Origin of the sequence: Sulfurovum sp. TSL1, assembly GCF_019972135.1 — a bacterium.
Lineage (GTDB): Bacteria > Campylobacterota > Campylobacteria > Campylobacterales > Sulfurovaceae > Sulfurovum.
Window position 1 is genome coordinate 92518 of sequence record NZ_BPFI01000002.1, and the last position, 21645, is coordinate 114162.

Annotated in this window: 25 protein-coding genes; 13 read left to right on the forward strand and 12 right to left on the reverse strand. The window is 40.8% G+C overall.

All coding sequences use genetic code 11. The features are described from left to right. Position 1 precedes the first annotated feature (1 nt). The 5 genes from LDM98_RS09335 to LDM98_RS09355 all read left to right on the forward strand — a co-directional run bounded on the left by LDM98_RS09335 (position 2) and on the right by LDM98_RS09355 (position 2574). Positions 2 to 244, forward strand: coding sequence for a KH domain-containing protein (locus LDM98_RS09335; RefSeq protein ID WP_223899167.1), 243 nt, complete (start codon positions 2 to 4; stop codon positions 242 to 244). A 7-nt stretch (positions 245 to 251) separates the two neighbouring features. After that, complete coding sequence (gene rimM / locus LDM98_RS09340; RefSeq protein WP_223899168.1) at positions 252 to 779, forward strand: ribosome maturation factor RimM; 528 nt, start codon at positions 252 to 254, stop codon at positions 777 to 779. 4 nt (positions 780 to 783) lie between these two features. Further along, positions 784 to 1479, forward strand: a complete 696-nt coding sequence (gene trmD, locus LDM98_RS09345; RefSeq protein WP_223899169.1) for a tRNA (guanosine(37)-N1)-methyltransferase TrmD — start codon at positions 784 to 786, stop codon at positions 1477 to 1479. After that, positions 1469 to 1828, forward strand: coding sequence for a 50S ribosomal protein L19 (gene rplS / locus LDM98_RS09350; protein WP_223899170.1), 360 nt, complete (start codon positions 1469 to 1471; stop codon positions 1826 to 1828). Before trmD ends, rplS begins: the two co-directional genes overlap by 11 nt. 182 nt (positions 1829 to 2010) lie before the next feature. Next, positions 2011 to 2574, forward strand: coding sequence for a hypothetical protein (locus LDM98_RS09355; protein WP_223899171.1), 564 nt, complete (start codon positions 2011 to 2013; stop codon positions 2572 to 2574). A gap of 30 nt (positions 2575 to 2604) precedes the next feature. On the opposite strand, the gene LDM98_RS09360 is transcribed toward LDM98_RS09355, so the two are convergent. Then, a complete protein-coding gene (locus LDM98_RS09360; protein ID WP_223899172.1) occupies positions 2605 to 3087 on the reverse strand; it encodes a HugZ family protein in 483 nt (160 codons plus the stop codon). A 6-nt stretch (positions 3088 to 3093) separates the two neighbouring features. Further along, the gene (smpB, locus tag LDM98_RS09365; protein WP_223899173.1) at positions 3094 to 3555 is read right to left on the reverse strand and encodes an SsrA-binding protein SmpB; all 462 of its coding nucleotides are present in this window, start codon (positions 3553 to 3555) and stop codon (positions 3094 to 3096) included. Positions 3556 to 3616: 61 nt separating this feature from the next. On the opposite strand from smpB, the gene truC reads away from it, so the two are divergent. The 5 genes from truC (at position 3617) to LDM98_RS09390 (ending at position 7821) form a co-directional block, all read left to right on the forward strand. Then, entirely contained in the window at positions 3617 to 4363 is a 747-nt protein-coding gene (gene truC, locus LDM98_RS09370; RefSeq protein WP_223899174.1) for a tRNA pseudouridine(65) synthase TruC, read from the forward strand. A 120-nt stretch (positions 4364 to 4483) separates the two neighbouring features. Further along, positions 4484 to 5047 (forward strand): RimK/LysX family protein, encoded by a 564-nt coding sequence (locus LDM98_RS09375; protein ID WP_223899175.1) that lies wholly within the window; start codon positions 4484 to 4486, stop codon positions 5045 to 5047. Positions 5048 to 5061: 14 nt separating this feature from the next. Next, complete coding sequence (locus LDM98_RS09380) at positions 5062 to 6591, forward strand: inactive transglutaminase family protein (protein ID WP_223899176.1); 1530 nt, start codon at positions 5062 to 5064, stop codon at positions 6589 to 6591. 3 nt (positions 6592 to 6594) lie between these two features. Then, entirely contained in the window at positions 6595 to 7569 is a 975-nt protein-coding gene (locus LDM98_RS09385; protein WP_223899177.1) for an alpha-L-glutamate ligase-like protein, read from the forward strand. A gap of 15 nt (positions 7570 to 7584) precedes the next feature. Beyond that, positions 7585 to 7821 (forward strand): VF530 family DNA-binding protein, encoded by a 237-nt coding sequence (locus LDM98_RS09390; RefSeq protein ID WP_223899178.1) that lies wholly within the window; start codon positions 7585 to 7587, stop codon positions 7819 to 7821. Positions 7822 to 7835: 14 nt separating this feature from the next. On the opposite strand, the gene LDM98_RS09395 is transcribed toward LDM98_RS09390, so the two are convergent. The 3 genes from LDM98_RS09395 to LDM98_RS09405 form a co-directional block, all read right to left on the reverse strand. After that, positions 7836 to 8735 carry a 4-(cytidine 5'-diphospho)-2-C-methyl-D-erythritol kinase gene (locus LDM98_RS09395; RefSeq protein ID WP_223899179.1) on the reverse strand — a complete coding sequence of 300 codons (900 nt, stop codon included), beginning with the start codon at positions 8733 to 8735 and terminating at the stop codon, positions 7836 to 7838. Between the two features lie 74 nt (positions 8736 to 8809). Beyond that, positions 8810 to 9640 carry a tRNA pseudouridine(55) synthase TruB gene (gene truB / locus LDM98_RS09400; RefSeq protein WP_223899180.1) on the reverse strand — a complete coding sequence of 277 codons (831 nt, stop codon included), beginning with the start codon at positions 9638 to 9640 and terminating at the stop codon, positions 8810 to 8812. A 198-nt stretch (positions 9641 to 9838) separates the two neighbouring features. Continuing rightward, positions 9839 to 11905 (reverse strand): ATP-dependent helicase, encoded by a 2067-nt coding sequence (locus LDM98_RS09405; RefSeq protein WP_223899181.1) that lies wholly within the window; start codon positions 11903 to 11905, stop codon positions 9839 to 9841. 200 nt (positions 11906 to 12105) lie between these two features. Here LDM98_RS09405 and LDM98_RS09410 point away from each other — a divergent pair, with 200 nt between their 5' ends. Continuing rightward, entirely contained in the window at positions 12106 to 13008 is a 903-nt protein-coding gene (locus LDM98_RS09410; RefSeq protein WP_223899182.1) for a LysR family transcriptional regulator, read from the forward strand. Between the two features lie 8 nt (positions 13009 to 13016). On the opposite strand, the gene LDM98_RS09415 is transcribed toward LDM98_RS09410, so the two are convergent. From LDM98_RS09415 to yidD, 5 genes are all read right to left on the reverse strand, one after another. Next, entirely contained in the window at positions 13017 to 13478 is a 462-nt protein-coding gene (locus tag LDM98_RS09415) for a hypothetical protein (protein ID WP_223899183.1), read from the reverse strand. Positions 13479 to 13490: 12 nt separating this feature from the next. Continuing rightward, positions 13491 to 14093, reverse strand: a complete 603-nt coding sequence (locus tag LDM98_RS09420) for an aminotransferase class IV family protein (RefSeq protein WP_223899184.1) — start codon at positions 14091 to 14093, stop codon at positions 13491 to 13493. Then, positions 14093 to 15013: a cysteine synthase A gene (cysK, locus tag LDM98_RS09425; RefSeq protein ID WP_223899185.1), complete on the reverse strand. Its 921-nt coding sequence runs from the start codon at positions 15011 to 15013 to the stop codon at positions 14093 to 14095. The genes LDM98_RS09420 and cysK overlap by 1 nt, the downstream gene beginning before the upstream one ends. Positions 15014 to 15150: 137 nt before the next feature. Continuing rightward, the gene (pyrC, locus tag LDM98_RS09430; RefSeq protein ID WP_223899186.1) at positions 15151 to 16155 is read right to left on the reverse strand and encodes a dihydroorotase; all 1005 of its coding nucleotides are present in this window, start codon (positions 16153 to 16155) and stop codon (positions 15151 to 15153) included. Then, the gene (gene yidD, locus LDM98_RS09435; protein WP_223899187.1) at positions 16133 to 16495 is read right to left on the reverse strand and encodes a membrane protein insertion efficiency factor YidD; all 363 of its coding nucleotides are present in this window, start codon (positions 16493 to 16495) and stop codon (positions 16133 to 16135) included. The genes pyrC and yidD overlap by 23 nt, the downstream gene beginning before the upstream one ends. Positions 16496 to 16557: 62 nt before the next feature. Here yidD and LDM98_RS09440 point away from each other — a divergent pair, with 62 nt between their 5' ends. Further along, positions 16558 to 17925 (forward strand): hypothetical protein, encoded by a 1368-nt coding sequence (locus tag LDM98_RS09440; RefSeq protein ID WP_223899188.1) that lies wholly within the window; start codon positions 16558 to 16560, stop codon positions 17923 to 17925. Between the two features lie 244 nt (positions 17926 to 18169). Beyond that, positions 18170 to 19090: an alpha/beta fold hydrolase gene (locus LDM98_RS09445; protein ID WP_223899189.1), complete on the forward strand. Its 921-nt coding sequence runs from the start codon at positions 18170 to 18172 to the stop codon at positions 19088 to 19090. A gap of 273 nt (positions 19091 to 19363) precedes the next feature. On the opposite strand, the gene LDM98_RS09450 is transcribed toward LDM98_RS09445, so the two are convergent. Next, a complete protein-coding gene (locus LDM98_RS09450; RefSeq protein WP_223899190.1) occupies positions 19364 to 20227 on the reverse strand; it encodes a hypothetical protein in 864 nt (287 codons plus the stop codon). A gap of 139 nt (positions 20228 to 20366) precedes the next feature. Then, positions 20367 to 21635, reverse strand: coding sequence for an apolipoprotein N-acyltransferase (locus tag LDM98_RS09455; RefSeq protein ID WP_223899191.1), 1269 nt, complete (start codon positions 21633 to 21635; stop codon positions 20367 to 20369). Between the last annotated feature and the right edge of the window lie 10 nt (positions 21636 to 21645).

Genomic DNA, 21645 nt, shown 5'->3' on the forward strand with positions numbered 1-21645 from the left:
AATGGTTAAAGATTTCCTGCTCTCCTATACCAAACTTTTGGTACACAACCCTGAAGATATCTCTATAGAGATCACAGAGGTTGATGAGAGTTTCGATGAGATCACCATCTTCGCAAACAGTGAAGACATAGGTAAACTTATCGGTAAAGAAGGAAAAATGATCAATTCTATCAAAACAGTCATCTCCGGCTGTAAAGCAAAAGGCGGTAAAAACTACCGCGTTAATGTAAAAGCTTCAAAGTAACACTCTTATGTCAAAAGACAACTTTTTTATCGCTCAAATAGGGCGGACCATTGGACTTTGGGGTGACCTCAAATTTCATCTCCATACAGATTTCCCAGAACAGTTTAAAGTAGGCCAGACCTATAAAAGCAACCGTGGTGACCTGACTATATCAGATATCAATTTTACACGCGGAATCATTCGTTTCAGAGGGTATGAAAGTATTGATGCTGCAAAAAAACTGACCAATGCAAAACTTTATGCCAATGAAGCACAAACAAAAGAGAATTGCGAACTGGGCGAAGGGCAACATTTTTGGTTTGATGTGATCGGTTGTGTAGTCAAACAGGATGATGAAGTTTTAGGTGTGGTAGAGGATATACAACGTATGGCAGATACAGACTACCTTGCCGTGAAAACAGATGCCAGTTTAGTTGCAGCAGGTTTGTCTAAACAATTCCTACTCCCTTACATAGAACGTTACATCATCAAAATCGATACAGATGAAAAAATAGTCCATACGAAAGATGCTAAAGACATTTTAGAGGCTAGCTAAAGCTATGTATTTCTCTTTTGTTACACTGTTTCCGGAGCTTATCAAAGGGTATTTTTCCGAGAGTATCTTGAAACGTGCGATTGAAGATGAAAAAATCTCTATCGATTTTTACAATCCACGTGATTTTACCACAGATAAACACAACCGCGTGGATGCACCGATGATAGGCGGAGGGGCAGGTATGCTCATGACACCGCAGCCTTTGATGGATACGCTTCGTAAAGTAAGAGAGACTTCTCCAAAGGCTCATGTGGTGTTTGTTTCCCCTGTGGCAAAACCATTCACGCAAAACGATGCAAGGCGTTTAGCGAAAAAAGAGCATGTGGTGCTTGTGAGCGGACGTTATGAAGGCATAGATGAAAGGGTCATCGAAGCGCAGGCAGATGAACTTTTTTCCATAGGAGATTTTATCTTGACCGGCGGAGAGTTGGCAAGTATGGTGGTTTGTGATGCGATCAGTCGTAATGTCGAAGGGGTATTAGGCAACAGTGACTCTTTAAGTATAGAGAGCTTTGAAGCATCACTTTTGGAAGCGCCTTCTTTTACGAAACCCAAGAATTATGAAAACAATGAAGTAGTTTCAGAATTCCTAAAGGGTAATCATAGTAAAATCACGGACTTAAAAAGAGGGCTTGCTTTGTGTAAAACAAAGTATTTTAGGCCAGACTTATACAAAAAAGGTATAACACATGAGAAATAAATACATTGAAAGCTTCGAGCAAGCACAAGTAGAAAACAGAAATATTCCAGAGTTCAGAGCAGGTGATACAGTAAGAGTAGCTGTTAGAATTAAGGAAGGTGAAAAGACAAGAGTTCAGAACTATGAAGGTCTTTGTATCGCGATCAGAGGTCAGGGAACTGGTAGAACATTCAACGTAAGAAAAATGGGTGCCAACTCTGTGGGTGTTGAGAGAATCTTCCCAATTTACTCAGACTCTATCGAGAGTATCGAAGTACTTAGAAGAGGTAGAGTAAGAAGAGCTAAATTGTTCTATCTTAGAGAGCTTAAAGGTAAAGCAGCAAGAATCAAAGAACTCAGAAGAAAGTAATCTTTCTTTCTGCTTCATCGCATCTTTACAGGAGCTGGTTCAGTCACTTACTGACGTAAGCTCCCTCACCACAACCTACAAATCTACAATTAATCAAAAAGAAATCTCAACTTTCTTATATAAATACAAAAATTATTTTTAATCGCTATAATAGTTCAAAATCTATTGAGGGATCTCCCATTATGTTATCAGCCATAAAACATAAACTTATCACACTTGTACAACTCCTACTTGTTATGACCTATATCCTCTTTGAAGAGTTGATCTGGGAAGGAATTGCAAAACCTATCTATGAAGCGATCCATGCACTTAAAATACTTCAGCGTTTAGAAGCAAAGTTGGAGAACTTGAATCCCTCTATGATTCTTGTTATTTTTATACTCTTATTTGTCATAGTGGAAGCATTCGGTCTTTATGCGGGAATGTTGTTTGTCAGCGGACAGATGATCTTGGGGCTGGTGCTCTATATCGCCAAGATCCCAATCGCGGCATTTACTTTTTGGCTTTTTAGAGTGACAGAAGAGAAGTTGATGCAGTTTGGATGGTTTAAATGGTTGTATGAGTGGATCATGCGAGCGATCGCCTGGATCAAGGCTACTGAGATACATCGCAAAACGATGGAACGTTTGGTAGAGATGAAGAGAGACATCAAAGCATGGAAAGAAAAATACTTTGCAGGGGAAAGTCCATTTATTGGGAGAATGAAACAGCTTTACAAGAGAGTGAAAGTATCATTGAGAAAATAATCTATGATAGATTGATTGAGGGAAAACGATTTATTTGTGGCCACTCTCTCCGGTTCTTGCGACAAGTGCATTCATTTTTTCTCCACCGATGTGATAGGCTTTCCCAAAGCCAAATGTTGCTTCACCGTAAATAGGCTTGAGTGCATACAGGTTAAAGTCCTTCATGCCCATGAGCATCGTGACCATAGTGGCATCAAACTTATACTGAAAATGTTTCATCACCGTGTCAAATCTCTCACTCTCCCTGGAGAGTGATGTGACATCGCACTGTAGTGAGATACGTTTTCTTGCAAAGATATTTTCACTCCTGCTCTCATCTTCAATAAAAAATGCGGAAGCCCGGGGTGTGGTTTGTATATTCTGTGCATGTGTAGCCATGTCTGATATAAAGATATAGACCTGTTCCCCATCATAGTAAAAAGGTGCATAAGAGGAGAAAGGATAGCCATTACTGCCCTGTGTCCCCAGAACAACACTCTGATATTCGGCCAATAGTTCTGTCAGTGTAGGCATGCGATGTTAGACACTCTTGTTCTTCATCGCCTGCTGGGCTTCACGTTTGAGTGTTTTTTCTTTCATGTCGGCACGTTTGTCATGCAGTTTTTTACCTTTGGCCAGTGCAATGCTCACTTTGGCAATGTTACGTTCATTAAAATAGATCATAAGAGGCACGATAGTCAGCCCCTCTTTGTGTACTTTCACATAGAGTTTTGCCAACTCTTTTTTATGTAAGAGCAGTTTTCTAGGTGCTCTTGTATCGGGGACAAAGTATTTATTTGTTGTCTCTAGATGAGAGATATGTGCATTCATAATATGTAGCTCACCCTTGATAAAACGGCAAAAAGCATCAGCGAGGTTGGCACGTTTGGCACGAAGTGCTTTAACTTCTGCACCCGTCAATACAATCCCCGCTTCAAATTTTTCAATGATCTCATAATCATGTCTGGCTTTTTTATTCTGCGCTACGATATTGATCGCCAAATTGGTCCTTTATGTAGAGTCTTCTGTCTATATTTTGTAGAATTATATCATATAATTCACCATGGATAAAACGGAAACAAACCCCTTGGAAATTCTTTATCAGGATGCATACCTTGTGGCGATCAATAAACCATCAGGTCTGCTTGTACATAAGTCTCCTATCGATAAACATGAAACAGAGTTCGCACTGCAAATGGTACGTGATCAGATAGGACAGTATGTCTATCCCATCCATCGTTTAGATAAACCGACCTCAGGGGTATTGCTTTTTGCATTGGATGCCCAAACGGCCCAGAGGATGTCCCTTATGTTTCGTGGATCACAGGTCCATAAAGAGTACATGGCTGTCGTACGCGGGTTTACTGAAGATGCGTCACTGATAGACTATCCGCTTAAGCAGATGTTAGATACCAAAGAGCAGAAGCAAAAGGGAATCACTAAAGAGACCCAAGAGGCACAAACACAGTATCAGCGTTTGGCTACTGTAGAACTACCTTACCCTGTAAGCCGTTACCCTGTCGCGCGTTACTCTTTGGTAAAACTTTTTCCAAGAACGGGAAGAAAACATCAGCTTAGACGTCATATGAAGCATATCTTTCATCCCATCATAGGAGATACAAAACACGGAAGAGGTGAGCATAATACACTGTTCCGTGAAAAATATGCATGCCATAGGCTTCTGTTACATTCAAACAGGATCTCTTTTATGCATCCCATCCGTCGAGAAACATTAGTGATAGATGCCGCACTGGATGATACATGGCAGAGAATCTTCAAAGAATTTGGATGGGAACAGTTTATTTACTAGGTTCAGCTATACCTACAATTAAGAAGATAATTATACGCACGTTCACATATAGTAAAATATCTCTATTGTATCCTCTTCTATGGTATAATTATAGGAATATTAATTATGTGGAGCTATAGAATGACTTTATCAAGAGGGTGGTATTACCCCTTAATATTTTTGTTTTTGTTCAGTGCATCTTTTGTTGAAGCACAAGAAGATACAGCACTCGCAACGGAACAAAAAAATACTTATGTGAATCTAAATACAGAAAAACCAGACTCTAAGATCATTATCGGAGCGCTGGAGTATGTTCGACTTGTACCTCCTAATGTGGTACTCAAAGCGCGTATTGACACAGGTGCAAAAACGACATCCATCGATGCACGTGATATCACTCCTTTTGAACGTGACGGTAAACAGTGGGTGCGGTTTGTCTGTGTGTCCGGAGAAAAAGAGTATACGATCGAGCGAAAAGTGGTCAGAACAGTACAGATCAAGCGTCATGGAACAGAGTCACAGGACCGTTATGTGGTAGAGATGCGTATCATTCTCGGTAATGTATCCCAGCTTATCTCTGTGAACCTGAATGATAGGGATGAATACAAATACCCTGTCCTTATAGGACGTAATTTCTTACGCGATTTTTTTATGGTTGATGTGGCAAAAAAATATCAATTCAAACCTATGTCTTTACCTAAATAAGAAGGGAAAAATGCATGTCTAGAAGATTTCAAGTACGATTGATCACGTTCGCTTTGGCATTTACAGGATTTTTTATCGTCTGGTATAAGGTCGGTGTACTTGGCATACCTTTTTTACCCCATGAAAAGCGTTCTGTCTATACGGTTGGAGCGGAGATCTCATTTGTAGGGCAGAAGAAATCGGTATTGGTCTCTATGGCACTGCCAGAACCTCAGGAGGGGATACAGATACTCTCTGAAGATGTTGCATCATCCGGTTTTGGCTATGCCGAGGGAGAAACTGTAAACGGAAAAAGGGCTGAATGGAGTAAGCGTAATGTGGTAGGGCCGCAGATGCTTTACTACTCTCTTGAAGTCTTGATAGAACCGGGAGAGCATAAGCCTAAACCGCCTATTGTCCCGTCTGAACAAGAAACTGAGACGCTTAGTGATCTTCCAAATATGCTGCAGGATACTGCAAAAAATCTTTTACATGATATACGTTCCAGATCGGCAGATACACATTCATTTACAGCACAGCTGATCAAGGATTTTAGTGCCAAAGAGCCTTCGCAGGCAGTGAAAATACTGCTTGCACAGTCAGGAGAAAGCAAAATTGATCTGCTCTACCGTCTGCTAAGATACAGAAAGATAACAGTACGCAAGATCCATGGGCTTTATCTGGAAAGTGCACGGCGTAATATCGCATTGACACCTATGCTGGATGTCTATGACGGAAAAGATTGGCAACTGTATGATCTGAACAAAGGTAAAGTGGTCCGTGATAAGAACTTTTTTGTTTGGCAGCAGGGCGATAATGCTTTGATAGAGGTCACCGGAGCAAAAAAATCCAACATCAGTTTTTCATTGAATGAACGTCAGGTTCCCGTACAATATCTTCTTGACAAAAAAGAGCTTGTCAAAAAGGCAGCGATATTGGACTTTTCACTCTTTACCTTGCCTATATCCGAGCAGAATACCTATAGGCATATCTTGCTGGTACCCTTTGGCGCATTGGTGGTGGTATTGTTAAGGATCATGGTGGGATTGAGAACGTCTGGAACCTTTATGCCCGTGTTGATAGCATTGGCCTTTATGGAGACGACACTTTCTGCCGGGCTGATCATGTTTATCATGATCGTAGGAATGGGTCTGATCATTCGTTCGTATTTAAGCAGTCTGAACCTGTTACTGGTCGCAAGGATCTCCGCAGTGATGATCGTCGTGATCCTTATTATGTCCTTTATGAGTATTTTAAGTTTTAAACTGGGGATCAAAGAAGTGCTTACTGTCACATTCTTCCCTATGATCATTTTGGCCTGGACGATTGAAAGAATGTCCATATTATGGGAAGAAGAGGGGGCAAGAGAGGTCTTCATTCAAGGTGGAGGTTCACTCATCGTTGCTGTGTTCGCTTACTTTGTCATGAGTGATCCCTTTGTTTCACATATAGCTTTTAATTTCCCGGAACTGCTTTTGGTGGTATTGGCCGTAATCATTATGATCGGACGTTACAGTGGATATCGTTTGAGTGAACTCATGCGTTTCAGATCCATGGTGGAGTGATCGATGTTTGCCAATCCTTTTAAGCTTAAAAAGTTGGGTATATTGGGCATGAACAAACGAAATATACATTATATCGGAGCACATAACGATCGTAAATATTATCCTTTGGTGGATAATAAGCTGAAAACCAAGATCGTTGCACAGAATGCCGGTATTGCAGTGCCTAAGCTGATCAAAACCATCGAACGTCAGTCCCAGCTTCGACATTTAAAAGAGATGCTGGAGGGGATCGACGGATTTGTACTTAAGCCTTCCCAGGGAAGCGGAGGAAAGGGTATTTTGGTCATCGTCAAACGTGAAGGTGATGAGTTCATTAAAGCCAACGGGCAGAGACTTGCATTGAGGGATATCCAACGGGATATCTCAAATATTCTCAGCGGTCTCTATTCACTTGGGGGAAAACCCGATGTTGCCATGCTTGAGACACTGGTGGAATTTGACCCTATTTTTGACCGTTACAGTTATGAAGGGGTTCCGGATATCAGGGTGATCACCTATAGAGGATACCCTGCCATGGCAATGTTGCGATGTTCCACACGGGAGAGTGACGGCAAGGCAAATTTACATCAGGGTGCGGTGGGTGTAGGACTGGACATCGCAACAGGCAAGGCACTCTTTGCTGTACAGCATGGTAGACCCGTGACACACCATCCTGATACAGGCTATGATTTCTCTGAGCTTGAAATACCGCATTGGGAGAAGATACTCTCCTTGGCCGCATCATGCTATGAGGTGACCCATTTGGGATACCTGGGTGTAGATATCGTGCTGGACAAGCACTTAGGTCCTTTGATCCTGGAACTCAATGCCCGTCCCGGACTGGCCATACAAATTGCCAACAGAACAGGGGCAGTCAAACGCTATGACGTGATCGATACACAACAAGCCAATCTGGATGTGACGCAGAGAGTCAAATTCTCCATGGAGCATTTTAATATGCAAGAAGGTGAAGATCAAATCATCATGAGAGAAAAGTAAAGGATAAAAAGAAGTATGAGTGATGCAGATAAAAACAATCCTTTGCACGGTATCAAACTCAAGCAGATCATAGAAGAGTTGCAAGAAGAGTACGGGTGGGAACTGCTGGGAGAGTTTGTGAACATTCGATGTTTCAAGTATGATCCCAGCATCAACTCCTCTTTGAAATTCTTGAGAAAAACACCCTGGGCAAGAGACAAAGTCGAAGCGTTGTATCTGCTTATGCGAAAGAAGAAAGCAAAAGAAAATTAGAAACTTCTATAGTTTCAACGCAGACGGAAAAATGTACTTCCGCTTCCTGAAAAGAACCATCCTTCTTTCGCTTCTTTTTTGAGTTCAGGATAGGCAATGAGTGCAGCTTTGTAAAGATCATTCAGTAGGATCGGGTCTGCAATGCGTTCGAGCAATGTTTTTGAGTCAAGTTTTTCCCATCCTATGAAAGAAGCCAGTGAAATGCCATCGAGAAGCTGTGCTTTAAAGGTTTTATAGACCAGTGCTGTATCGCAGCCTATCTGTGGAGTATAGAGTTCCAAAGAGAGCGGTTCTTCTTCAAAGGGTTCAACGATCTCACCAAAACCGCTGACGTTTGCCGAAGTATAGTTATAGATGAAAAAGGGGAGGTCTGCACCTATGGTACTTCCCAGCTTCGCCAACTCCTCAGTACTGATCAGAAGATTACACACCTCTTTGACCAAACGCATAAATGCAGCTGCGTCCGAACTGCCTCCGCCTAAGCCCGCCTGACTTGGAATGCGTTTGGTGACAACGACCTTATGTTTGTAGAAGAAATCAAGTATCTCAAGGTCACCGGTGTGGTCATTGAGTGCTTTGTAGGCTTTGTAGATGGTATTGGATTCAAGTGGTATACCCTCACACCCTTCTATGGTAAAGGTGTCACATTCGCAGGGTTCAAAGCTAATGGTGTCATAGAGATCTTCTACATACATGAAACGGGAGAGCAGGGTATGGTAGCCCTCTTTGTGGCCAGTGATCTTTAAAAAGATATTGACTTTGGCATGGGCCCTGATACTGTATCCTGCATCCGTTTTTTCTATCGTCGATTGTCTTTTAGTGGGGTTCTTAGGCTCATTTCCGTTATCCGTCGATGCGGGAAGCGTATCGATATCCCAGTATCCACCTTCATCACCACCTTCAAAACCACCCATAGCACGAAACCCTTTTTATAGAAATTGGAGGGGGCATTATACTATAAAAAAGATTGGTAGTAAAAGCTCACTGATCAGCACGCTTCGAATTTCGGTATACGGTTGAATCTATACTTGATCTCTTCACCTTTGATCTCGATAATGGAAAAAAAGTGTGAAGTCTCGATAAGATAGACCCCATTCTCTTTGGTTTCAAAATAGTCCAAAGAGAGTTTTTTGCCCAGTTCAAGGTACGTTTCGTCACCCGTATAGGTATTGGAAGGAATGGACAAATGCGTAAACGGGTTCAGGGCTTTTTCATCCTCAAAGTAGAATGCGCCTTCATGGATACGATGCAGACTTGAGAGGGTACCGTCTACCCCGAGTTTATCTGCCACAAGGGCACCGAGACTGCGAATGTAGGTCCCTTCACTGACTGTGGCTTCGAAGTGTACAAAAGGATGGTTGTAGTTCAGCAGTTTGATGTCGTAGATCGTGGAGGTGATGGTCTTCAGTGCGACTTCCTCACCTTCACGTGCAAGTTCATAGGCACGTTTCCCGTTGATCTTTTTGGCACAGAACTTTGGAGGGTAGTAGGTGAGTTCGCCTTTGAGTGAAAGTAAAGCATCTTCTATTTGCTGTCGGGTACAAGGAGATACCTCTTTAATGCTGTCTATCTTCTCTATATCAAGACTTGGAGAGTTTGCTCCTAGCCACAGTGTAGCTTTGTAGCTTTTAGGTGTTTTGTTGAGGTATTGGAAGAGTTTGGTGTATTGTCCTGTAGCGACGATGAGACACCCTGTCGCAAAGGGGTCAAGCGTACCCGAAAACCCCACTTTCTTTGTCCCGTATTTACGTTTGACATACCCCATATATCCATTCGAAGAACGAAAAATAGGTTTATTGACAACAAATAATCGATTCATGTCAACTTCTCATTAAATAATGTCACGGCGAACGCCCTTGCACCCCACTTTCGCTTTAGCGACGGGAGGTATCGGCATTTAGTGCCAGAAAATCTAGCGATTCGAGAGCCGTGACGATTTTTGCCTACTTTTGTAAAAAAGTAGATAGAAAAACTTAAAATATGAGTAAATTTTTGTTGCATACTAGAGTTAAACACTTTATATCGATTGAACAAATGAACTGAGTATTTCTTTTTTGTTCCCGCCAAAGTTGATAAGCAGTTTGTACTCTTTACCGGATTTGTTCGCAGCCTGTACACGCCCGATCCCAAAGATCTTATGTTTGACCAGGTCCCCTTTTTTGAAAGCGGAACTTTTAGTGATCTTGAGGCTGGTTTCCTGGATCAGTCCCGCTTCACCCAGGAAACGGCTTTTGTCTATCATTTTACGCCGGCCTTTGTAAAAACGGCTGTCAACATAGCACAGAGTAAGATCCGACTTTGCTCTGGTGATCGCCACATAGCCCAGACGACGCTCCTCTTCCATGTTGGAACCTTCCCCAAGTAGAGGGAAGAACTCCTCTTCCAGTCCTATGACAAAAAGATGTTCAAACTCCAGTCCCTTGGCTGCATGGATACTCATAATGGTAATGGTGTCCTCTTCAACCTGGTCCTGGTCACTCTGCAGTGAAATGTCGTTGAGGAACTCATCCAGTGTAAGGTCAGGGTTTTTCATTACAGCATCCCTGAAGTATCCGTAAAACTCATCGATGTTCAAGATGCGGTCAAAACCATCCACCATACCGGCATAATGGTCTTTAAGCTTGATACGCTCTTCAAAGAGAGTAATGAAGTTACCCAGTTCATTTTCCAAAGCTTCCTGCAAGAGCGTGATATCTTCGACAAGTTTCTCCAACGCTGTGGTGATCTTTTTACTGACAACAGCAGGGAGTTCTCCGTGTACAGATTTTTTCATATATTCAAAAAGTGACATTTTGGCATCAAATGCAGCTTTCTGTAACTTTTCGATGGAGGCTTTACCGATACCTCTTTTAGGTTTATTGATAATACGTATGAGAGAAAAATCATCATGCGGATTGGAAAGCACCCTTAAGTAGGAGATGAGGTCTTTGATCTCTGCACGTTCATAAAAACGCATACCTCCGATGAGTTTGAAACCTAAACCGGCTTTTGTAAACCCCTCTTCGAGTGAACGGGAGAGTGCATTGATACGGTAGAGTACGGCTATTTCGTTCGGATCCACACCTTCATCGAGAAGTTTCTGTACTTCGTGTGCGATGGCTTTGGCTTCCATCGATTCATCCAGTGAGTGAAGGAGTTTGACCTCTTGACCTGTTCCTTTATGGGAAGTGAGTTTTTTACCCAAACGCGTGGAGTTGTGTTCTATAAGGGTATTGGCAGCATTGAGGATAGGTTCGGTGGAACGGTAATTCGTTTCAAGTTTGACCGTTTTGCATGTCTCAAAATTATTGGCGAATTCCAGGATATTACGGATGTTCGCACCTCTCCATCCGTAAATACTCTGATCATCATCTCCCACCACACAGAGATTGGTATGCTCAGAAGAGAGCAGTTCAAGAAGTTGGAACTGCAGTTCATTGGTATCCTGGTACTCATCCACCATGATGTACTGGTATCGCTGGCTTGTCTCTTTCCTGAGCGTATCATTTTCCCTGAGTATCTTATAGGTGAGCATGAGGAGGTCATCAAAGTCCACAAGGTTGTTCTCTTCGATGTTCGCCTGGTATTTGACATAGATATTGGCGATTTTTTTGTAGTCAGGAAGCTCGGCCTTTTCCAGGACCAGTTCAGGGGAGAGAAGCGAGTTTTTATATTTTGAGATCTCAGAAGCGATAAATGAGATATTGAGATCTACCTTCAACTCTTTGGCTATGGAGCGCAAAAGCCGTTTTTTATCGTCACTGTCTATGATCACGAAGGCATTGCTTCTCCCCAGTTTTTCGATATGGAATTTTAAAAAGAGCAAACCGAATTTGTGAAAGGTACATAAAAGCGGAGGGTAAGAGACTTTTTCCGGCATCAATTTAAGGGCACGCTCACGCATTTCCGCAGCGGCTTTATTGGTGAATGTAAGGGTTAAAGTGTTTGCAGGGTCAATCCCCACTTCACCTACAAGGTAAGCAAGTCTGGTCGTCAGTGTTTTGGTCTTCCCGCTGCCTGCACCTGCAAGGATAAGCATGGGACCGTCAATATGCTCCACGGCCTCACGCTGTGATGGGTTTAATGCATTTAAAATTGTTTCCATGAAAATTATTATGCTCCTATATAGTATTAATTATACCTTTTAATTGATTAGAAGTGCCATAAAGGAGAGGTTTAGACTTTTGATACAAAATAAAATCATTCTAATAAGAACAACTTATGTGTAATTAAGTATAATAAGATATAATAACTTTATTAATATATTTATTTAAAAATTTAATTTAGAATGAAGGAAATAACTGAATGTTAAAAGATTTTGTAAAGTTAGAAACATTTTTAACTGTATCGCGTGAAAGAAGTTTTTCTAAGGCTTCTGCTAAGTTAGGGATTTCACAGCCGGCTGTGACACAGCAGATCAAATTTATTGAAAAATATCTTGGCTGTAAAGTGATCGAACGTAAAAAGAACGGTATCAAACTCACCCATGAGGGTGAAGAGCTCTACAAGATAGCCACAAGACTTGAAAAAGAGATACTCTCTGCAGAACAGGATGTACTGAAGATCATCAACAAAGAGATCACTTTCAGACTGGGTGCGTCCTATACGATAGGGGCATATATCATCCCTGGTCAATGTCTTAACACGATCGGTGAAGCGATCAACAACAGTGTAAGTTTAGATATAGACCAAAGTGATAACATCATCGAAAAACTCAAAGACAGAAAATTAGATGTGGGTCTGATCGAATCGCCTATTATGGATAACGATCTTATCTACAGAGAGTGGCTGGAAGATGAACTTGTCGTAGTGAGCAATGTGCCTATCAACAAAACATTGAAAACGGAAGAGCTCTATGAGTTTGATTGGATCTGTCGTGATGAGGGTTCACATACAAGACGTGTTGTTTCTGAAGTGTTTGAAGAGTTGGGTGTTTCATGTAAAAGTTTTAACGTACTAAGCGAAGTAAATAATAGTGCTACCGTACTTCAAACGATCAAGAAAAGTGACAAAAACCCAGATAAACCAGTGGTCTCTATCATATCGAAATATGCAATTATGGATGAAGTGGCGAATGGAGAGCTTTTTGAAGCAAGACTCAGAGGTTATACCATGACACGTAAATTCTTTATTGTGTATTCGAAAGAGAATAAACACAATGCCTATGTGGACAATGTAGTGAATTATATCTTAGCAGGCCGCTGCTAAGATCAGATCTATTTTTTATTCTTGAGAAGCTTTTTATTCTCAGGATTCTTTAAAAGCGCTTCCATTGAAGATTTTTTGGAGGCACTTTCTTCTTTTTTCTTTTCACTCTCTATCACCGGCTGTGCAAAATTGATGACGATAGGATTGTCCCCTACAAAGAGTTGTTTAATGGCCAGTAGAGGCAAGGAGACCGTTGAACCGAAATTATCACTTCCAAATCCTGCTTCAAAAGAGAAATACCCTTCGTTTAACTGGGCACTTTCAAACGTAAAGCCACTCAATATAAAGAGCACAGTGTCGTCAAACGACTCTTTGATATCCGCAGGGAGTTCGGGTGTAAATGTAATATATTTCACTTCACACGCCAATGCAAATTCCTGATTTTTGTTAAATAAGTATTGAATGGTTTCATAGATATGAGACTGCATGAGTGCACGATATTCAGGCGTTTGTAAAAGGTTAATGGTCATGATTGCACCCCCTTATAATAGTTTGTGTGGTTTGATATTTAGAATTTTAAATCCTATCATAGCATTCATTAAAGCTACATGTGAGTAGTTTTGGAGCCTTTCTTTTTTGATCTCTTTGGGATGGAGAAATCCCTCATCGATCAGTTTGGCCCTCATCGTGCCTTCAAGCAGAGGTTCTGCCGGTGTCACCCACTGTTTCCCATCATAAAAGGCGATATTGGATATGGTAGTATCGGTCAGATAGCCCTTTTTTTCTATGATCACTTCATCCACATCTTTGTGGGATTCCAGCAAGGCATTTAATGCATCTCTGTCGGCATATTTTAAACTGTATTCAATATCGGAGGAGACGATCTTCAGCCGCTGTATCTCTTTTGGCGTGTAGGGTATATACTCTATAGTATGTAAGTGTTCTGCGTAGAGGATACGACAACGGTATAAGCCCGTTTTGGGTGCCTCTATACAGGAAGAGAGATCGAGTACATCATGAGAGTCAAAAAGTATTTGACGGCTTTTGTTACATCGAAGCTGATGGTAGCTAAGGTTATGGATGACTCCATCTTCTATCTTGATCGTCTCAAGTAGAAGGGGTGTATGTGATCGTTCTTGTGACATTAAGTGTCAAAGAGTTCTGTAGAGAGGTAACGTTCAGCCGTATCACATAGTATTGTGACGATGGTTTTTCCTTTGTTTTCCGGTCTGCTTGCCATGATGTAGGCCGCATGCAGGTTTGCTCCTGCAGAGATACCGATAAGCAGTCCCTCTTTTCTGGCAATTTTTTGTGCCATGGCAAAAGCGGCTTCATTGCTCACGGCAATGATGTCATCATAAATCTCCGTATTGAGGATCTCCGGTACGAACCCTGCACCGATACCCTGGATTTTATGCGGTCCGGGCTGTCCCCCTTCCAGGACCGGAGAATCCGAAGGTTCCACTGCGATGATCTCAAGTGAAGGTATCTTTGTTCTGAGTATCTCTCCTGTACCGGTAAGTGTTCCGCCCGTACCTACAGCAGCCACAAAGATATCCAGATCGCCTGCCGTGTCATTCAGGATCTCAAAGGCAGTGGTTTTTCGGTGAATATCCGGATTGTTCGGATTGTTAAATTGTTGAAGCACTTTTGCATTGTCCAATTCCTTTTCCAATGCAGAGGCTTTTGCAATAGCCCCGCTCATACCTTCTGAGGCCGGTGTAAGCACAAGCTCTGCACCCAAGTGCATAAGAAGTTTACGGCGTTCTATACTCATAGATTCAGGCATGGTCAAAATGAGTTTAAGGCCCTTGGATGCACAAATGGCAGCAAGACCGATACCTGTGTTCCCGCTTGTCGGTTCAATGATGGTAGTGTTCTGATCGATCTCACCTGATTTGAACGCTGCATTGATCATGTTAAAGGCAATCCTGTCTTTTACAGAAGAGGTAGGATTCATAAATTCACATTTACCTAAGATAGTCGTGCCGGTCTCTTCTGAAAGTGTATTGATTTTGACCAAAGGCGTATTCCCTATCAGTTCTTCAATATTGTTTGCAATCATTTACCATCCTTGTTCATTTGTTTTATGTTAGCAGGTTATTTTTGAGTACGTCCTTTAAACGCATCATTTTTATCGTTATAGGGACCTATGTAACCATTTCGTATCTCATAGCATTCATGAGGCAAGAGTTATGCCATCTATCTTACTTCTTTGATGCTGTAGGCCAAAGTTTCATCTGCATACATAGGGACCACACCATTGTAATCCGAAGGTACGGTAAACGCTTTTTTCTCAAGGATAACAGTCTTATGTACAGGTGTCACACCGTAGATCTTCTGGGCATTCCCAGAAATAAAAGCCTGGAGATTTTCCAGTGGTGCATTTTCCTTTTCAAAAAGTTCAGCCAGGACCTGTAGGGCAATAGGAGCAGTAAAGACACCTGCTGCACAGCCACAAGACTCCTTGGCATGTTTTGGATGTGGCGCAGAGTCTGAACCGAACATCACTTTAGGGTGTGCTTCCAATGCAACTTTGAGGAGAGCGTTTCTGTCTTCCGGACGTTTGGCTATGGGTTTACAGAAGAGGTGGGGTTTAAGCATACCTCCGGCGACATCATCGAGAGTGATGATCAGATGGTGCAGGGTAATGGTCGCATACAGATTGTCAAATTTATCTAATGCTTCGACACTCTCTTTGGTGGTGATATGCTCCATAATGATCTTGAGTTTCGGAAAGGCAGCGGCCAGCTTTTCATAGATACTGACGAACTCTGCCTCTCTGTCCATCACAAAACCATTGGTCTCTCCATGCACACACAGCGGGATATTCAGTTCACTCATCGCTTCAAGTGCAGGACGCAATTCCTCTACATCAAACCCGCTGACGCCGCCTTCGGAGTTCGTGGTGATACCCGCAGGGTAGAGTTTGATCGCTGTGATCACTTCTTTGACCGATTCTAAAAAGGCTTTGTCATAAGAGGGTTTGAAAAAAAGTGTCATATAAGGTGTAAATTTTTCATCACCTACGGCATCCATGATACGCTGTTTGTAGGCGATCACTTCCTCTTTACTGCTTACCGGGGGTACGAGGTTAGGCATGATGATCGCACCTGAAAAAGTGCTCGCTGAGCTTTTAGCGATCTTTTCTAACATCTCTCCGTCTCTGAGATGTAAATGCATGTCAAGTGGTGCGGTTAATTGCATCAAAATCCTTTATCACATAGTAGTGTGTATTGTCTGGGGCCGTACTTCTGGGTACCAACCAATAGATGACATCAATTTTGCCACAAAATGCATTAAGTTTGAGTAAAGCTGCAGGCTTTGGAGGTTTGAAGTGCACCAAAGGGTAGTCAATACCACCCTTAAACAGTTGATTACAGCGCAAAATACGTAAAGAGCTTGCGGTGAATGCTTTATGGGGGGCATTGAACTCAAACTGCCATTTGGCATATTCGGAACAGGAAGGATAATAGCGGCAAGAGGCAGGTAACATTTTGGAGATGTATTGATAGCCTTTGATCGGTGCCAAAAAGAAGTTTTTCATGGCGTATTATAGTTAAAACGGCGTAGTGAGTCAATTTTTGTTTTTGTGCTATAATCCCTGACATGAATCATATACAACGCAAGTTTTTAGTATCAGCAGACATTCGGCGTTGGCTTAAAACACAACTGCCAAAAACTGAGAAAACAGAACAGTTCTACACGGTTTCAAATGCTCAGGAGGCATGTTACTATCGTAAAGCGTATCCAGATACCTATACAAAAGTAACCGTCGATAGGGATGGAAATGAAACTTTCTCCTCTGTCAGCGCAGAAGAGTATGCATCTCAGCGTAAAAACCACTTGGGCAGGATCATCGTTAAACAATCCTACAAGGTCACGTTTGATGAGGGTAGGTTTGTTGTTGAAAGGTACTTAAAAAAGCTTGACGGGATCTATATCGTGACCGCTTATTTTCAAGATGAAAAAGTACTGAGAAACTCGGAGACCATCCAGCAACTGCAACCTTTTGTGCTTAAAGAGATCGACCTGGATGAGAAATACAGTGATCGTTCCCTGGCTCTGTATGAAAAACCTATGGAGTACAATGTACAAAAGTTTTTCGAAAAGATCGATGCGTTTGAATCTCCCAATCTTTTTTTCTGGCAAGTGCCGCAGCGTGTGTATGTACGTGACGGTGTCTCTTTGGTACTGTACCGGAACATTCGCCTGATAAACTACTATAAAATGAATTTCCAGAAGAAACATTTCAGTGCAACACTGCACCGTTTACGTGTGCTTTTGCGTCGGACAGCTACTCTGATGGAGATCTTCCCGGACCTGTTCAGCCCCAATGTACAGCATTTTTCTATTGAGTTGTTTCAACGTTACTATGAAGAGACAACGCTGTTGCGGTACCTGTACTTTTTAAATGAATTGAGTGCCACACGTGAAAATGTGAAGTTAACGCTCTACAGTGAGTTAAAAAGTCTCATCACCCGGGAAGAAGAAGCGGTGACACACATGCTCGTCTCCAAGCCTTTTAGACAAATGTTAACGATACTTACAAGAGAGATAGGGGTTCAGGAAAACCAAAAATATATCTCTTTAGAGCAAGCGGTGACACAGGTGCTTAAAGAGCGTTTAGAGAGATTTGAGATGCTTTTAGGAGAAACAAAAGAGGGGTATGATGATGAGATGCTTGAAGCACTCTATATCTTTATGGACGCACTTCAGACTCTCATAGAAGATTTTTTCCATATCATCGGAGAAAAAAAGTGTCGAATGCTCGTTGAGGAATTTAACATTCTGTTCAAGCCTCTGCGTGAGTACAGAAACTGTAAAGAGCGTGAAGCTATACTGAACACGATTAAAGAGAAGTCTGAAACCAAAACATTAGATATCAATCCTCTTCTATGCGAGCATGAAAAGGTTTTGAAAGATAAAATTGAGCATGCATTGAAGCTGTTAAGATCTTCCAAGTTTTATGTGTGATCGTACGCGATCACTGATGAAGTACCAAAATATGCTTTATCTTATAAAATCTCTTATATGGAACATTTTATAAGGTTATAATTATTGAAGTGAGACTGTAAATATAAATATATTTTTCGAAAGTGGATTAGACGATTGGCTTAATCTGTGATAAAATTTACAATATCTATTGGATTATGAGATCAATTATGTAGAGTCTTAGTATAACATCTAATGAGATTCATTATAAACTGGGAGATGTACTATGCAAGAGTCATTTGTAGACATAAAATATAATAATAGTAAAATTCATATTCATTATATTGAAGAAAAACCAAATGATTCAGATAGACTTATGGTTTTAATACACGGATTTCCTCAAAATTCGTATGTGTGGTCTTCTTATTTAACAGAATTTACTCAAATGGGTTATCATGTGGTTGCACCAGACTTACGTGGATACAATAAGTCAAGCAAACCAAAAGAAAAATCAGCCTATGAAATAAAAAATATAATGAATGATGTTTTAGAATTGATAAAACATTGTGGATACGATAAAGCTGTTATCGTAGGGCATGACTGGGGTGGTTCGGTTGTATGGGAATTAGCAGAACATTATGCAGATTTTGTAAGTGCCGCAATTGTTCTTAATTCTCCCCATCGAGGAGCTTATGCTGCCAATATTAGAAGAAATCCACTTTTGAATCTAAGACAAACTTTCCGTTCTTGGTATATCTACCTTTTTCAACTCCCCTTTCTCCCTGAGTTTGCAATGAAATGTTGTGATTTCAAATGGCTTAAACATAATTTCTGTTCATGGGCGAGAACAAAAGATGCTTTTTCTAATGAAGAGATTGAAGTATATAAAAAAGCATTGCGTGAGCCATATGCATTAACTTCAGCAATCAACTATTATAGAGCCAATACATTTGGTGATTTTGGTCTGGGTGTTATCAAAGCATCCATGGGTAAAAAAATATTTGAAAAAATTTCTGTACCCTCACTATTATTATGGGGGAAAAATGATCTTCCTCTTGATATTGAGTTGACGAAAAATATGGAAGAATTTTTCTCTGGAATATTTAAAAAAGTATATTTTGAAGATACATCCCACTGGATTTTACATGAACGACATAAACATGTGGTTGAGGAGATAAAAACATTCCTAAATGATATAAGCAAATGATATATTTAATAGAGAGATGTCCTTTGGGATGGAAATAAACATTATCTGGACAATACGTTTTCTAGTATAATTATTTTCATATATTTTAATTCATTTAATTATCAAAAAGGCAAGATTTTAGGCACTCACATAAAGATTTGATAGAATAGATATTGAAAAGATTATATCTAAGAGCCACTTTGTGATGTTGAATCTGCAAGTGGCTCAATATATAACATTAAAGAGAGCATACAATAAGCTTTTCAGGGATTTTAAAAAGGTGTTATTTTCAGATCATGCATTTTCCATCAGGGTTGTATCACTCTTGCCTGTACTGGCTTGCGTATCATAAAGTGAAATGATCAGGTCAAAGATCTTTTCTTGTGTAATAGGTTTCACAAAATTTTCAGAGTCTGTTTTAATGGCATCATCTAAATCATCGGGATCTCTAAGCTGTACATATTTAAGCGGTGCACGTCCTTGGACTTTGTCAATCGTTTCTATGGTTTTTTCAGTCACCATTTTTTCACTGACGATCAAGATATCATAGAGAGCCAGATCATTTCCATGCTTCTTGAATTCATCCATACCTATATGAACATCATAATGAAAATATCGGAACATCGTTTTAAGACTCTGTGCAATTTTATCATTGGAACAGAGCAGTAATATCTTTTTGCCGACTATGTTTTTATCCGGAAGTCTATAATGACGTCTGAAACCTAATTCAAAATTTTTAAAAGGTATGCTTAAGTGCAGGTCTGAAATATTTTCAAGATCATCAACAATGTGACCACCAAGCAGTTCTATTTCTGTGTTCATATGGATTTTTAAAAATGATAGGAGTTTTTCTTTCTCTATGTTGGTATTTTGGATCCTAAAAGAGATAAACTCTTCATACAAAAAGTCTTCCACCGAAGAAAGAGATAATACAATTTCGCTTCTATCACTTTTTTGAAAAACAAAGGTGAGTACTTTGCTAAGTACGAGTAACAGGGTATCAGAATCTCCCCGTAACCTTCTTGGTATGGTCGAATCCATTTCATAGATAAGTTCAATACGCTTTTCAGCCGCAAAACTTTTTAGAGAAGAAAATAGCGTTTCCAACACGGTGTTAATATTAAACGTATCTTCTATCGTCTCTTCATTCAAATCCATTGATTGCCTCCCCAAAACAATATCTACCATTGTACCAACATAAGTTTTAATTAACTAACACTATTGGAAATATAAAATTTCAGAGGAGATCTATATCTCATTTAAAAACCTTATAAAATATATATTTCTATAAGGTCTTCTATTGGTCAATTTCTCCGTTTTTCACCACATAAGACTCCGACATATTTACCGAGTGATAGATGGTCGTTCCATACTTCTTGCTGTAGTACTGCAAGAGAAGTTTTTGTAAGGTAGGTTCTATGGAGGGGATGAACCACCCGTTGTTGCTCAGTACGATCATATTTTTTGGCTCACCCTCGTAGAGCCTTTCACTGGTCGCTTCAAAACAGATGGCATTTCTATAGATCTTCCCGTCTATTTGATAGTCTACGACATTGGGGCTGGCCACGTAATCCACGGCACCATCATAGAATATTTTGTTGATCCAGTCGCTTAAAAAATCCGGCAGAGGGTTGCTCTCTCCAAAGGGAACCAGTACGACTTTATTGGCTACAGAGACCTTGTTATCTGTAAAGATATAGGTTGAGTTCCGTGGTGTTCTTCCATCCCAGTAGAGTCCACCGGTGACGATAGAGATATGTTTGGCTTTTTCTTTCAATCTATCCAGCAGTTTTGAACGATTGAGAAAAAGGGGAAAGACAGATTCGGGGAGGATGACAAGCGTTTTATTCTCTTCGATGGCCTGGTCTATCTGTTTGAATAGATTTTCAAACTGTGCGGCATGAAGTGTTTCGTTCCATTTGTCATTAACAGCAGTGTGGGTCGTAACGAGTCTGATATGATCTTCTGATATGAAAGGTGCCGAAGGGATTGACTGATAGGCAAACAGCATCAGTAAAAGGTAAAGGAGCTGTCGTTTCCAGATACTCAAAACAATGGCCCCTAAAATGATGGCATACTGCCATTTTTCAATGCCCAGATAACTCTCTACGAACATCAGTTCGGGTTTGAACCAATCAAAAGAGAAAGGGTGGATATAGCTTAAAATAAAAAGCGCTGAAGCCTTGAGGAGCAGAGGGAGTAAAATACCGGAGGTCTGCAGCAGTGAAGGGATCTTCTGGCTGCTCCATGCAAGAAGCCAAAAGAGTACTCCGTAGCTTAGCATGATGATGGATATCACTATAGGTACCGCCCAAACCATACCATAATGCTGAAGGCTTAAGGCGATCCACCAGAACCAGAACAGTCCGATAAAAGCACCGGAAAAGAACCACACTTTTTTCTCTTCCTGCAAGAGTAGATAGAGTGTCGAAATACCCAAAATAGTGTTCAGCAGAGGATGGGAAAATCCCCAGTGATTAAGGTAGATAAAGCACGAACTTAAAAGTGCTATGAAAAAGCCTTTTGTTAGTTCAAAGGTGCTAGAATATTGGCTAATTTTATACAAAAGGATTCCT

Bases quoted from the DNA above. Each gene is read 5' to 3' on its own strand.
- LDM98_RS09405 (WP_223899181.1), bottom strand. From the start codon at position 11,905: ATGGAAACAATTTTAAATGCATTAAACCCATCACAGCGTGAGGCCGTG.
- LDM98_RS09380 (WP_223899176.1), top strand. From the start codon at position 5,062: ATGTCTAGAAGATTTCAAGTACGATTGATCACGTTCGCTTTGGCATTT.
- yidD (WP_223899187.1), bottom strand. From the start codon at position 16,495: ATGAAAAACTTCTTTTTGGCACCGATCAAAGGCTATCAATACATCTCC.
- LDM98_RS09335 (WP_223899167.1), top strand. From the start codon at position 2: ATGGTTAAAGATTTCCTGCTCTCCTATACCAAACTTTTGGTACACAAC.
- truC (WP_223899174.1), top strand. From the start codon at position 3,617: ATGGATAAAACGGAAACAAACCCCTTGGAAATTCTTTATCAGGATGCA.
- LDM98_RS09360 (WP_223899172.1), bottom strand. From the start codon at position 3,087: ATGCCTACACTGACAGAACTATTGGCCGAATATCAGAGTGTTGTTCTG.
- trmD (WP_223899169.1), top strand. From the start codon at position 784: ATGTATTTCTCTTTTGTTACACTGTTTCCGGAGCTTATCAAAGGGTAT.
- pyrC (WP_223899186.1), bottom strand. From the start codon at position 16,155: ATGCAATTAACCGCACCACTTGACATGCATTTACATCTCAGAGACGGA.
- LDM98_RS09420 (WP_223899184.1), bottom strand. From the start codon at position 14,093: ATGTCACAAGAACGATCACATACACCCCTTCTACTTGAGACGATCAAG.
- rplS (WP_223899170.1), top strand. From the start codon at position 1,469: ATGAGAAATAAATACATTGAAAGCTTCGAGCAAGCACAAGTAGAAAAC.
- LDM98_RS09385 (WP_223899177.1), top strand. From the start codon at position 6,595: ATGTTTGCCAATCCTTTTAAGCTTAAAAAGTTGGGTATATTGGGCATG.
- truB (WP_223899180.1), bottom strand. From the start codon at position 9,640: ATGAATCGATTATTTGTTGTCAATAAACCTATTTTTCGTTCTTCGAAT.
- cysK (WP_223899185.1), bottom strand. From the start codon at position 15,013: ATGATTGCAAACAATATTGAAGAACTGATAGGGAATACGCCTTTGGTC.
- LDM98_RS09415 (WP_223899183.1), bottom strand. From the start codon at position 13,478: ATGACCATTAACCTTTTACAAACGCCTGAATATCGTGCACTCATGCAG.
- LDM98_RS09355 (WP_223899171.1), top strand. From the start codon at position 2,011: ATGTTATCAGCCATAAAACATAAACTTATCACACTTGTACAACTCCTA.
- LDM98_RS09375 (WP_223899175.1), top strand. From the start codon at position 4,484: ATGACTTTATCAAGAGGGTGGTATTACCCCTTAATATTTTTGTTTTTG.
- LDM98_RS09395 (WP_223899179.1), bottom strand. From the start codon at position 8,735: ATGGGTGGTTTTGAAGGTGGTGATGAAGGTGGATACTGGGATATCGAT.
- rimM (WP_223899168.1), top strand. From the start codon at position 252: ATGTCAAAAGACAACTTTTTTATCGCTCAAATAGGGCGGACCATTGGA.
- LDM98_RS09445 (WP_223899189.1), top strand. From the start codon at position 18,170: ATGCAAGAGTCATTTGTAGACATAAAATATAATAATAGTAAAATTCAT.
- LDM98_RS09390 (WP_223899178.1), top strand. From the start codon at position 7,585: ATGAGTGATGCAGATAAAAACAATCCTTTGCACGGTATCAAACTCAAG.
- LDM98_RS09410 (WP_223899182.1), top strand. From the start codon at position 12,106: ATGTTAAAAGATTTTGTAAAGTTAGAAACATTTTTAACTGTATCGCGT.
- LDM98_RS09440 (WP_223899188.1), top strand. From the start codon at position 16,558: ATGAATCATATACAACGCAAGTTTTTAGTATCAGCAGACATTCGGCGT.
- LDM98_RS09450 (WP_223899190.1), bottom strand. From the start codon at position 20,227: ATGGATTTGAATGAAGAGACGATAGAAGATACGTTTAATATTAACACC.